This is a genomic window from Tenacibaculum sp. 190130A14a (assembly GCF_964048965.1).
Taxonomy (GTDB): Bacteria; Bacteroidota; Bacteroidia; order Flavobacteriales; family Flavobacteriaceae; genus Polaribacter; species Polaribacter polynesiense.
This window is the reverse complement of the sequence record NZ_OZ040189.1, coordinates 1076661-1090032: the sequence shown is the minus strand read 5'-3', so window position 1 is coordinate 1090032 and position 13372 is coordinate 1076661. Positions and strand designations below refer to the sequence as shown.

Annotated in this window: 7 protein-coding genes; 6 read left to right on the top strand and 1 reads right to left on the bottom strand. The window is 32.0% G+C overall.

Translation table 11 applies throughout. The annotated features are described in order from the left end of the window. The first annotated feature begins 85 nt into the window (after positions 1–85). The 5 genes from ABNT22_RS05190 to ABNT22_RS05170 all read left to right on the top strand — a co-directional run bounded on the left by ABNT22_RS05190 (position 86) and on the right by ABNT22_RS05170 (position 5464). Positions 86–742, top strand: coding sequence for a phage tail protein (locus ABNT22_RS05190; protein ID WP_348714771.1), 657 nt, complete (start codon positions 86–88; stop codon positions 740–742). A 115-nt stretch (positions 743–857) separates the two neighbouring features. Then, positions 858–3041 carry a T9SS type A sorting domain-containing protein gene (locus tag ABNT22_RS05185; protein WP_348714769.1) on the top strand — a complete coding sequence of 728 codons (2184 nt, stop codon included), beginning with the start codon at positions 858–860 and terminating at the stop codon, positions 3039–3041. 13 nt (positions 3042–3054) lie between these two features. Then, positions 3055–3228, top strand: a complete 174-nt coding sequence (locus ABNT22_RS05180; RefSeq protein WP_348714766.1) for a hypothetical protein — start codon at positions 3055–3057, stop codon at positions 3226–3228. A gap of 63 nt (positions 3229–3291) precedes the next feature. Then, complete coding sequence (locus ABNT22_RS05175; protein ID WP_348714764.1) at positions 3292–4401, top strand: hypothetical protein; 1110 nt, start codon at positions 3292–3294, stop codon at positions 4399–4401. After that, complete coding sequence (locus ABNT22_RS05170) at positions 4391–5464, top strand: nucleotidyltransferase family protein (protein WP_348714761.1); 1074 nt, start codon at positions 4391–4393, stop codon at positions 5462–5464. The genes ABNT22_RS05175 and ABNT22_RS05170 overlap by 11 nt, the downstream gene beginning before the upstream one ends. A gap of 13 nt (positions 5465–5477) precedes the next feature. Here the strand turns inward: ABNT22_RS05170 and ABNT22_RS05165 are convergent, their stop codons facing one another. Continuing rightward, complete coding sequence (locus ABNT22_RS05165; RefSeq protein WP_348714758.1) at positions 5478–6830, bottom strand: UDP-N-acetylmuramate--L-alanine ligase; 1353 nt, start codon at positions 6828–6830, stop codon at positions 5478–5480. A gap of 175 nt (positions 6831–7005) precedes the next feature. Between ABNT22_RS05165 and ABNT22_RS05160 the strand changes: the two genes are divergently transcribed. Beyond that, positions 7006–13368 carry an alpha-2-macroglobulin family protein gene (locus ABNT22_RS05160; protein ID WP_348714755.1) on the top strand — a complete coding sequence of 2121 codons (6363 nt, stop codon included), beginning with the start codon at positions 7006–7008 and terminating at the stop codon, positions 13366–13368. Positions 13369–13372 lie beyond the last annotated feature (4 nt).

Here is a 13372-nt window from a genome sequence, read left to right as displayed (position 1 = left end):
TTTACACTAAGGTATCATTTTAGTTATCGAAGAAGTTTTCAAAATAAATTTGTAGTAAGTAAAAACTAATCTAAACTTATTTATTATGAATTTAAAAACTAAATTATTCGGGGGAATACTACTAGTATTTTTATCAATCACCAACATCAATGCTCAACAAGAAGGATTTCTTGGAGAAATTAAAATGTTCGGAGGAAATTTTGCTCCAAGAGGGTGGGCTTTTTGTGAAGGACAATTATTAGCAATTTCTCAAAACACTGCTTTATTTTCAATACTAGGAACAACATACGGAGGAGACGGAAGAACAACTTTTGGTTTACCAGATTTAAGAGGTAGGGTAGCTATCAGTGCAGGAAGAGGACCTGGATTACAAGATTACAGACAAGGGGCTAAAGGAGGATCTGAATTGAGAACATTAAACATTACTCAAATACCAAGTCATAATCATATGATGTCATTAGCAAATGTTACCGGGAGTGCGCTGATTCCAGTTAATACAGAAGCAGGAAATGAAGATGAATCAAATCCAGGTGCAGGTGTTTTAGCCAATACCGGAGCTGATCGTTTTTCTTCAGAAGCAACACCTAATGCAATATATGGTGGGCGAAATGTTCCTATTGTTCTTACAGGTAATGGTCTTATTGGAAATACAGGAGGTAATCAATCTTTTGACAATAGACAACCTTTTACTACTGTTCGTTATATCATATGCCTACAAGGTGTATTTCCATCAAGAAATTAATAATCGTTTCCGTTGAACGATATAAGATTTTACCAAAACCTCTAAAACAAAATTTTAGAGGTTTTTTATAAAAAAAAAATTATCTTTAGACGGTAACCCGAAAATCAATCATAAAATGAAAATTAAAACTACTACTGTAGTAATAAAACCACTATGCGTTTTATTATTACTATTCCTTGTTAATGGAAAATTATGTGCCCAAAACAATAATGGTACAATTGATGCAGCAGGTGATATCGCCATAGTTGCTTTCAACAAACTAACTTCTCCAACTTCAAAGTCTGATTATGCTTTTCTTCTTTTAGATGACTGTACAGCAGGTACCTCTATTATTTTTGATGATGAAGAATGGACTGGAGCTGGATTTAATTCTCAAACATCTGAAGGAAATAACACTTGGACCAATAGTACTGGAAGTACAATTAGTGCAGGAACCGTAATTCAGGTAAGTAGTGGAAATGATTCACCTACTGCTAATATAGGAGCTGTGGTCGAGACCAATGGTGGATTTAATTTAGCTGCAGGTGATCAATTGTTTGCATACCTAGGTACTACTACAGGAACTACTCGTAGTGCTACGACTTTCCTTACTTTTTATGGAGGTTTTGGTTCTACTCCACCTTTAGCTACATTATCAGGTACGGGATTAACAGATGGAAGTACTGCTATTGTAACATCTAACTTAGGATACTATTCTGGGTCTACAACATGTAACTCTTCCTTAGGAGATTGTGCAGCAATGATTAATAATCCTGCAAACTGGACTACTGGAGCCTTTACTTTTCCTACAGGTGTTCCCACCTCTTTCAATGGAACTGCATTTTCAGATGTTGCCACATGGAGTGGAGCTTCTAGTAACGACTGGAATAATGTAGCCAATTGGAGTACTGGGGCTGTTCCTACATCTGGTACAGATGTCACAATTCCAAATGGTTTAACCAATTACCCTACTATTTCAAGTTCAGTTACCGTAAACTCTATAAGTATTGCTTCTGGAGCTTCTTTAATAGCCACAGCTTCGGTCACAGGACCTACCACATATACAAGAAGTATTGGAACTACCAACTGGTACCTCGTATCTTCTCCTGTTTCTGGAGAAAGCATTACAGACTTAAGAACCAATAATAATTTTGCTTCAGGTTCTGTTGCGGGAAGAATTGGATTAGCTCCTTATGATAACACACAAGCTGCGGGTTCAAGATGGATATATCAAACTACAAGTTCTTCAGGGACTTTGAATAATGGACAAGGATATTCTATTAAACTAGCTGCTGCTGGTAATTTAGCTTTCACAGGAACTGTACATAACTCTAATGTAACAAGATCAATATCTATTGGAACAACTGGATTTAATTTAGTGGGGAATCCATTTACTGCGTTTTTAAATAGTGGTACGGGTGGATTTTTACCAGATAACTCAGGTTTATTAACTTCTCAAACTTTATGGGTATGGAATCAAGCTACAGGTAGTTATGAAACTAAAGTTACTGCAGATGATTTTAAAATCGCGCCAGGACAAGCTTTCTTTGTAGAATGTGGTACTGGAGGTAGCGTAACTTTTCAAACAGCTGATTTAAGTCACGAAACCACAGATACTTTTCAAAAGTCTAACTCAAAGTCAGAAATTCACTTAAACATTTCTGCAAATAAAGAAACCAGTAAAACTAAATTTTACTTTATTGATGGTACTACTAAAGGTTTCGATAATGGTTATGATGGTAAGATGTTTAGTGGTACTACAAATAATTTTGCTGTATACTCGCAACTGGTATCAGATAATGACGGAGTTAACTATGCAATACAATCATTACCTAAAAACGACATGAATCGTTCTGTGATTCCTGTAGGTTTAAATGCAAAAGCTGGTAAAGAAATTGAATTTAGCATTACTTCTGAAAACCTTTCAGATACATTCTATGTGTACTTAGAAGATCGTAAAAATAATGAATTTACCAATTTGTCAGACACATCTTATAAAATAACACTTAATGAAGATGCAAACGGTATTGGGCAATTTTATTTACATATAACATCTTTAAAATTAGATGCTCCTTTAGATTTATCTACTATAGATGTAAGTGTTTACAAGTCTGCTCCTAACACATTAACTATTGTAGGAGTACAACAAAACAAAGCTTCTTTAAAAGTTTACTCAATACTTGGTAAAGAAGTTATCAGAAAAGATTTTGATTCAGATGGTGTTTCAACTTTAGATATACCTTCCTTAACTACAGGGGTATATGTTGTTGAAATAAACTCAAATAAAGGGAAAACAACTAAAAAGATCATTTTAGACTAAAACACGAAACATCATGGAAAAAAATATAAACAATAACGATAATATCACACGTAAAGAAGCTTTAAAAAAAATAGGAAATTATAGTAAATATGCGGCCTTAACAGCACTAGGAACCTATATGATTTTAAATCCACAAAAAGCACAAGCTCAAAGTCCACTTCCAGATACACCAGGTGGAGGATTTTAATAAACTAAAAATATCTACAAACAAAACCTCGAGTCATTCGAGGTTTTGCTATTTTTACACATTATGATTATTAAAAGTATTGAAAATAAATCAGTGGTTTGGTTTGAAGATTCCAATGAATATTTGGTCATTGAACCTATTGTTAGTGAAATTCTTTCTTGTTTAAAAGATAACATCTCAAAAGAAGAAATACACCACATTATTTCCAACAAAATTCATATTCCAGATGGTGAACTTAGTAAATTAATAGAGGATGTTTCCTTATTGATGCTTCCTTCTGAAATTTATACAGATGAAACAATTGCTTCCATTGAAGAACCAATGGAGTTTTTAAAATCTATTTTCTACCAAATCAATCAAGTTGTTTTTAGAATTGATTTTGCTTCTGAATATGAGCTTTATCTTGTACACCCTAAATTTGCTCATTTAGAAATCGAATCATCTGATGTTGTTCAACATCACTTTAAAGTTTATAGTAATAGTAATTTTATAAGCTTTCTTATTGATGGAGAAAATGTTGGAATATGGAGTATTAGTGAAGTACATTATTTTCAAGGTAAATTTTCTATGAAAATTGTAGAACTAATCCATCAAAAGCCAGAAGATAAATGGTTGGGAGTATTTCATGCTTCAGCTATTAGTAATGGTGAAGAAGCCATGTTGTTTTTGGGTGACTCTGGAAATGGAAAAAGTACTTCTCTTGCCTTATTACAAGCAAATAAATTTACCTGTTTGGCAGACGACTTTGTTCCTGTTGATACCCAAAGCCAAGAGGTTTATAGTTTTCCTTCTGCAATTTCAATTAAAAAAAACAGTTTAGAAACTTTACTTCCAATATACCCTGAACTTGAAACATCAGCAGAATATCATTTTAAACGACTTCATAAAATCGTTAGATATTTACCTCCAAAAAACTCTGATTACACTCAACATCTTCCTTGTAAAAACTTGGTCTTTATTAAATATATAAAAGACAGCGAGCTCCAATGTTCTAAAATTTCAAACATTCAGGCATTTGAACAATTAATTCCTGATTCATGGTTATCTCCTTTAAAAGAAAATGCTTCTATTTTCTTAGACTGGTTTTCTAATTTAAACTGTTATCAGTTAACCTACTCTAACAATCAAAAAATGATTGCTACCGTAGAAAAACTATTTAAGAATGAATTATAAGGAAACACTTTTTTTTATTGGTCTTTGTTTAACTATTTCTCATGAGAAGGAAAACAAATTACTAGTTGAAAAACAATTACAAAAAGGAAATATCAATTGGGACAATATTGTAAAAGTGAGCACTGCTCACTATGTTTTCCCTGCCTTATTTTGTAATTTAAAACGTGTTGGTTTTTTACAATATCTACCAAAAGATCTGGTAGAATACATGGAATATATTACCAGCTTAAATCGAGATCGTAACGAACAAATTCTGACACAGGCTAAGGAGATTACTCAAATACTTTTAAGAGAAAACATTACCCCTATTTATTTAAAAGGAACAAGCAACCTTTTGAGTGGTCTTTATCAAGATATTGGAGAACGTATGGTCGGTGACATTGATTTTTTGGTCTCAAAAGAACACGCTGACCAAGCATTTAATATCCTTAAAAAAAATGGGTATCAAAATAAAACTACCAAAGTTTTTGATGATGCTAGACATTTGCCTCGACTTACCAATAAAGATAGAATAGCTGCTGTAGAAATTCATGAAGAAATGTTGCATAAAGATTTTGCAAAAAACTTTAGTTACCAACATATTCAAGATACTATCCTACAAAAAAATGGCGATTCCTTCCTTTCTCTTGAAAATCAGTTGGCACTTACTATTTTTTCAAAACAACTAAATGATCACGGACAGCACTTTTTTGATATTGCTTTAAAAAACTCCTATGATATTTTCTTGCTTTCTTTAAAAGTCAACTCTTTGGATGCAATAGCAAAATATGATGTATTATTTCATCCCGCCAACAATTACTTAGCCTGCTCTGCTATAGCTTTAAGTAGTAAGAATATAATTCATAATTCTACAATAGAGAGCCAAACCTATACGCTAGAATTTTTAGATAGGCTTCAAAATACTGAGGAAAACAAATCAAAGAGAAAGAAAACCAATCAAAAACTATTCTTTAAAGATCGTTTAAGTATCATAAAAAATGCTTTCACTAATAAAAAAATAAGAAATTGGTTACTTCAAAGAATTACTAGTAAGGCATGGTTAAAAGAAAAACTAAAACGTTAAGGTATTGATATTCTTAAACTAAACGTTTAACCTCATTAAAATCAAGCCCTCCATAATTACCAGAACTCATTAACAAAACAGCTTTATTTTTTAATTCTTGATTAAACAAAAATGTTTTAAACTCCTGAGGATTCGTAAAAATAATTAAATCTTCTCTTTCAAAAGCTTCAGCAATTTGATGTTCCGTAACCTCGTCTAACTGCTTAATTTTAACAGCATCTGGTGAGTAAAATACCACTGCCTTATCTGCTTTATCTAACGCTCCTTTATATTCAGCTAAAAAGGTTGCATTTAAACTTGAATACGTATGTAGTTCTAAACAGGCCACCAATTCTCTATTTGCATATTGATTCTTTACTGCTGTAGTTGTTGCTTTTACTTTACTTGGACTATGAGCAAAATCTTTAAAAATCACTGTTTCCTTATTCTCAGTAATTTTTTCTAAACGTTTGCTCGCCCCTTTAAAGCTTACAATAGCTTCATAAAACTCATCCTCCTCAATTCCCATATGTTGACAAATCCATTTTGCTCCAGCCAAATTTTGCAAATTGTGTTCGCCAAAAATTTCTAAAGGTAAATCTCCTTCTTCAGTTTCTATAAGCGTAGTACCGTTTTCAATCGTATATTTCGGTGTTTCATAAGGGTACTTTTTAATTGGATGTGTACTGTCCTCCACTACCCTTTTTACATGAATATCTTCTTCATTATAAACCATGATACCTCCATTCGTTAACGATTCTGTAAAGATTGAAAATTGCTCTACATAATTTTCAAATGAGGGAAACACATTAATATGATCCCACGCAATACCACTTAATAAGGCTATATTGGGTTTGTATAAGTGAAATTTCGGCCTTCTATCTATTGGAGAACTTAAATATTCATCTCCTTCCAATACAATAAATTCATTCTCTTCGGTAAGTTTCACCATGGTTTCAAACCCTTCTAATTGTGCACCTACCATATAGTCTACATCTTTATCATGGTAATTTAACACGTGTAAAATCATAGAAGTAATTGTAGTTTTACCATGTGAACCTCCAATTACCACACGAGTTTTGTCTTTTGATTGTTCGTATAAAAATTCTGGATAAGAATATATTTTAACTCCCAACTCTTGTGCTTTTAATAACTCAGGGTTATCTGGTTTCGCATGCATTCCTAAAATAACAACATCTAAATCAGATGAAATTTTCTCAGGAAACCAACCAAACTCTTTTGGCAACACCCCATACTTCTCCAATCTACTTTTAGATGGATCATGAATGGTATCATCACTTCCTGTAATTTGGTATCCTTTTTGGTATAATGCAATTGCTAGGTTATGCATTGCGCTTCCGCCGATGGCTATAAAATGAATTTTCATGCTTTAGTTATCTGTAACGAAAGTCAAAAATACAAAACCAAGCTATATTTTAAGTATCTTTAAAACGAAACTCATTGAAAAGTTTAATTCACTCATTCAAAATCTATTTTCACAAACTCTTTATTGTCCTGTAGATTATTTTTTTAGTGATTTGAATATCAAAATGACGCTAGTTATGAAAAAACTCACATCCATACTATTAATGATTTTATTTTCGACGTTTATACATGCCCAAAAAAACTACAACGACCTATGGGATCAAGTTCACAAGTTTGAATTAGAGAACTTGCCTAAATCTGCCCTAGAAATTGTAGATGAAATTTATGAGAAGGCAGATAAAGAACAAAACGCTCCTCAATTAGTAAAAACTTTATTATATCAAAGTAAGTTCTCACTGACTTTAGAAGAAGATGCACAACTGAAAATCATTTCTCAGTTTAAAAAACAAATCGACAAAAGTGAATTTCCTACTAGCAATGTTTTAGAAAATGTATTAGCCAATTTATACTGGCAATATTTTACTCGAAATAGATGGAAATTCTATAACAGAACTCAAACTAAAGAAAAAGTTGATGAAAAAGATTTTAGAACTTGGGACCTCAATACTCTTTTCAAAGAAATCCATACAACTTATCAAGCGTCATTGAAGAATAGAACCAAACTACAACAAATCGATATTTATCAATTCTCTGAAATATTAATTCTTGCTAAAGGTTCAAAAAAATACCGTCCAACACTTTATGATTTTTTAGCACATAATGCATTAGAGTTCTATAAAACTACAGAAACTAACATTACAAAACCAGCTTATCAATTTAAGCTTAATAATAAAGACTACTTGGGTAATGCGCATACATTTGGCGCTCTCAATTTAAAGAGTAAAGACTCCTTGTCTCTACAATTCAATGCATTAAAGATATACCAAGATCTCATCAATTTTCACATAAAAAATAATAGAAGAGCTATGATAGATGTTGATTTACATCGTTTAACCTTTGTAAATAAACATGCCGTTTTTAACGATAAAGAGGAAGTGCTATTAAACACCTTGATTGCTTCTCAAAGCAGTTTAAAAAACAATGAACTTTCAGGACTCTATGCTTATGAAGTAGCTAAAATATACAATGAAAAAGCGAACACTTATACCCCAACAAAAAATCCTGAACATCGTTTTAAAAATAAAGAAGCTCTTGCTATTTGCAATGCGATCATCGAACAATTTCCAGATAGTAAAGGAGCATATAAATGTGACCATCTTAAAAAGAAAATCCTAAGTAAAAAAGTAGAGTTACTTACAGAACAATACATTCCTTCAAATAAATTTTCAAAAACCTTAATTACCTACAAAAATTTGGATAAAGTTCATTTTGCTATCTATGAAATTTCCAAAGCTGAATTAAAAAAGTTTGAAAAAAGCTATTTAAAAAAGGATAAAATTGAATTTATCAATAAACTTAAAAAAGTTGATTCTTGGTCTACTAACTTAAAAAATGAAAACGATTATCAACTTCATACAAGCGAAATTATTATTCCTAAGTTACCCTTAGATAATTATTTAATTGTTGCCTCATCTGCAACAAAATTGGAAGAAGCTATTTTAGGAACAGCTAATATTCAGGTTACCAATTTAGCTATTGTAATGAGAGATAATAACGGGAGGAAAACCTATCAAATTGTAGATAGAAGTTCTGGAGTTCCAATAGAAAATGCATCTTTAACCTTTACAAACCATCACAATCAAAATGCTAAAAAGTTACACAGAACTTTTACTACAAATAAAACAGGAGAATTTACCTTTAACCCAAACAATTATTATCACAATGTAACTGCCTCAGTAAATTACAAAAAAGATAGCGCCATTTTTGAGGGGTTCTATTTGAATAGACGTTATAAGAACGATAATTCTTTTAAGTCTTATTTACAAACATTTTTATTTACTGACAGAAGTATCTATAGACCAGGTCAAACTATCCATTTTAAAGGTATTTCTATGAAAACTTCTAAAAAGAAATCAGAAGTTCTTACTCAAAAACAAGTAACGGTTTTCTTTAAAGATGTAAACTATCAAATCATAAAAACCCTTGAACTGAAAACCAATGATTTTGGTTCTTTTTCAGGCGCTCTAATAATTCCAAATACAGGACTTACAGGTGAGTTTATTATTGAAGCTAACATAAATAATACAAGCCATACAACTCAAGTCTCAGTTGAAGAATATAAGCGTCCTAAATTCGAAACAGTTTTTAAACCTATAACGAAAGCTTATAAATTAAATGACAGTATTACTTTAAACGGGTTTGCCAAAGCTTTTTCGGGAGCTAATATTACCGATGGGAAGGTAGTGTATCGTGTTCATAGAAAAGTACAATATCCTCGTTGGTGGTATTGGTTTAGACCTAGTTTTACTTCTGAACCACAAGAAATAACTTTTGGAGAAAGTAGTACCGATGCTTCAGGAAATTTTTCGATAAAATTTAAAGCATTACCCGATGAGAGTGTATCTAAAGAAAGCCTTCCTATTTTTACTTATGAAGTTACAGCAGATGTAACTGATATAAATGGAGAAACTAGAAGCGCAACAACACAAGTTAAGGTTGGATATCATAGTTTAACTGCTAATATTCAAATGGACACTCCTATTGATAAAACTTCAAAAAATCATTCATTTAAAATTGACACAAGAAATTTAAATGACGAATTCGTTCCTGCTCATGGAATTATTAAAATTTATAAACTACAAGCACCAAAACATCCGATTCGTAAACGTCCGTGGAAAACTCCTGACTATCAAATAATTTCTCAAAAAGAATACAAGATAAAATTCCCTAATGAGGCTTATAAAAATGAAGACAATCCCTTCCAGTGGGAGAAAGGGAAACTTGTTTTCGAAACTAAGTTTAATACTGCTAAAGCTAAAGAAGTCCAACTGAAAAATATTAGAAAATGGACTTCAGGAAAGTATCTTATTGAATTAAAATCAAAAGATAAATTTAATCAAGAAGTCAGTAACAAACATTGGTTCGATATATATGCTGAAAAAGATAAGCGTCCTGCAGACAATGCATTGGTTCAAATAAAGACTGATAAGAAAACCTATAAACCAGGGGATATTGCCAAAATTACCGTGAGTTCTAACTCTCAAGATATTACGGTTATGGTATTTATTGAAAAAAAGTATCAAATTGTAAATTCCTATTATGTTCATTTAAATCAGAATCATAAAACTATCAACATTCCTGTTACCAAAGAAGATGTAGGAGGATTTGGAGTTACCTACTACTATACCAATTATAACTCTTTTGCTAATGGTAGTGTAAATATTTCCGTTCCTTACCCAACAACTGATTTAGAAATTCTGACCAAAACATTTCGCGACAAATTAAAACCTGGAGCAAATGAAACCTGGAGTTTTACTGTAAAAGGAGCTAAAAAAGACAAATTTACTGCAGAGCTATTGGCCAGTATGTATGATGCTTCTCTAGATCAGTTTGTAAACCATCAATGGCAGTTTAATCCAATTCGAAGACCTATTTATAGAACCTATACTAATGCCAATTCGCGTCAGAGTTTTAGAAACACCAATTTTAGAATTACTAATCCTGATACTCAATTTAAACGTAGATTTCCACAACAAGCTTATGATCATTTTAATTGGTTCGGATTTAGTTTTAACAACTTGAGCTGGATTAACAAAGAATATTTAAGAAACCTTGCTACACAGCGTACTGATTTTGATGATGCCATATCTGGAATTGTTTCTGATAAAAGTGGTCCACTACCAGGTGTCAATGTACTTATCAAAGGCACTAATTATGGAGTAACTACAGATTTTGATGGAAAATTCAATATCAAGGTTAAAAAAGGAGATGTACTCGTATTTTCTTTTACTGGAATGGAAAGTCAAGAAAGAGTTGTAGGTGATTCCAACTATTTATTCGTAGAAATGGAAGAAGGTAATCTTTTGGAAGAAGTAGTTATTACCGGCTATGGCACTTCTAATAAGAATATACGAATTAGAGGAAGAGCAGCAGCACCTGCTATGATGAAAAAAATTGCTTCAGCAAGTGAAGATGATACGGCAGTTGAAAACGAAGAGTCTATTTTCGCCTATGATAGTACTCTTGACAAAAAGAAAGAAAATCAAAAAGGAGCTCCTCTAAAAGGTATTCAAATTAGAAAAAACTTACAAGAAACTGCTTTTTTCTACCCGCATTTAACTACTGACAGCAAAGGAAACATCTCTTTTAACTTCACCGCCCCAGAGGCTTTAACGAAGTGGAAAGTGCAATTATTAGCACATACAAAAGAACTACACGCTGCAGTTAAAACCTTTGAGGTCGTAACTCAAAAAGAATTAATGGTTACTCCTAATACACCTCGTTTTTTAAGAGAAGGAGATCAAATTAGTATCAGTTCAAAAATTAGCAATCTGTCTGATAAAAAACTACAAGGACTTGCTCAATTAATTTTAACCGACGCTATTACTGGAAAACCTATAAATCTTAACATAGAAAACACACAAAGTCAACAAAGTTTTATTGTTGATTCAAGAGGAAACACAAACGTTTCTTGGAATTTGAATATTCCTGACACCCTACAAGCTATTCAATACCAAATAGTAGCTAAAGCAGGTAATTTTTCTGATGGTGAACAAAATGTTTTACCTGTTTTATCAAATAGGATGTTGGTTACTGAAACGTTGCCTATTTGGGTTCGTAGCAATCAATCAAAAACTTTTCATCTTAATAAATTAAAAAACAATACTTCAACCAGTATAAAAAACCATAAGCTTACTTTAGAAGTAACTTCTAACCCGGCATGGTATGCTATACAAGCACTACCTTATTTAATGGAATACCCATATGAATGTTCAGAGCAAACCTTTGCTCGTTATTATGCCAATACTATTGCTAGTCATATTGCAAATTCAAACCCTAGAATTCAGGAAGTTTTTAACGCATGGAAATCTTCTGATGCTTTGTTAAGCAATTTGGAGAAAAATGAAGAATTAAAATCATTGATTATTCAAGAAACTCCGTGGTTGAGAGATGCACAATCTGAAACAGAACAAAAAAAGCGTATTGCATTGTTATTTGATTTAAATCATATGAAAAACATGCAAGAAAAAACATTACATAAACTGTATGATTATCAAATGACCAATGGTGGTTTCCCTTGGTTTAAAGGAAGCAATTATGCGAATGTATATATCACCAATCATATTGCTACAGGTTTTGGGCATTTACAACATTTAGGTACTCAAAACTATACTTCTAAAACCAAGAAAATGCTAAAAAAAGCAATTCAGTTTTTAGATACGCAAATGAATGATCGCTATAAAAAATTACAAGAAGAAGCTGATAAAATTAGAAGAAAAAATGGAACTACTAGCGCAGAGAAATATTTAAAGCAAAAACACATTGGTAATTTCCATATTCAATATTTGTACATGCGTAGCTTCTTTAAAGACGTTACTATTAAAAATGACACAAAAACGGCTATTGCATATTATAGAAATCAAGCTGAAGAATTTTGGAAAGATTTTGGTTTGTATGGTAAAGCACAAATAGCATTGATTCAATTTAGAAATAACCGTCAAAAAGTTTCGAGTAAAATTCTAAAATCTTTAAAAGAAACAAGTATTACTTCAGAGGAGTTAGGAATGTATTGGAAAAGTAATAAATCTAGTTGGTTTTGGTATCAAGCTCCTATAGAAACGCAAGCCTTATTAATAGAAGCTTTTTCTGAAATTGAAAATGATTCAGAGACGATTGATAACTTAAAAGTTTGGTTACTTAAGAACAAGCAAGTAAGTCAATGGAAAACTACTAAAGCAACTACCGAAGCTATATATGCCTTATTATTAAAAGGTTCAGATTGGATTTCTGTAACCGATATGGTAGACATTTCCTTAGGGAATACTCCTATTAACCCATTAAAAATTAAGGATGTAAAAGTTGAGGCAGGGACTGGTTATTTCAAAACTTCTTGGAGTGGTAATGAAATTCAACCTGAAATGGGAGAAATTACCTTAACAAAGAAAAATAATGGCATTGCGTGGGGAGGTATTTACTGGCAATATTTTGAAGATTTAGATAAAATAACTTCTGTTGAAACTCCTCTAAAGCTAAAGAAAGAACTCTTTAAAAAAATAAATTCAGATACGGGCAAGAAGTTACTAGCCATTACAAACGACACTTCATTAAAAGTTGGAGATTTAATCACGATAAGAATCGAACTGCGTACTGATCGAGATATGGAGTTTATTCATATGAAAGATTTACGTGCTTCAGGGGTAGAACCTATTGATGCACTATCTCAGTACAAATGGCAAGACGGATTGGGATATTATCAAAGTACTAAAGATGCAGCGACCAACTTCTTTTTTGATTATTTACCTAAAGGAGTATATGTATTTGAATACGATGTTAGAGTGAATAACGCTGGTGATTTTAGTAATGGTATCACTACCATTCAAAACATGTATGCTCCAGAGTTTACCAGTCATAGTCAAGGAACAAGAATTAAGGTAAAATAAAATG

Coding starts and splice junctions, on each gene's coding strand:
- ABNT22_RS05190 (WP_348714771.1), top strand. CDS start 86: ATGAATTTAAAAACTAAATTATTCGGGGGAATACTACTAGTATTTTTA.
- ABNT22_RS05185 (WP_348714769.1), top strand. CDS start 858: ATGAAAATTAAAACTACTACTGTAGTAATAAAACCACTATGCGTTTTA.
- ABNT22_RS05180 (WP_348714766.1), top strand. CDS start 3,055: ATGGAAAAAAATATAAACAATAACGATAATATCACACGTAAAGAAGCT.
- ABNT22_RS05175 (WP_348714764.1), top strand. CDS start 3,292: ATGATTATTAAAAGTATTGAAAATAAATCAGTGGTTTGGTTTGAAGAT.
- ABNT22_RS05170 (WP_348714761.1), top strand. CDS start 4,391: ATGAATTATAAGGAAACACTTTTTTTTATTGGTCTTTGTTTAACTATT.
- ABNT22_RS05165 (WP_348714758.1), bottom strand. CDS start 6,830: ATGAAAATTCATTTTATAGCCATCGGCGGAAGCGCAATGCATAACCTA.
- ABNT22_RS05160 (WP_348714755.1), top strand. CDS start 7,006: ATGAAAAAACTCACATCCATACTATTAATGATTTTATTTTCGACGTTT.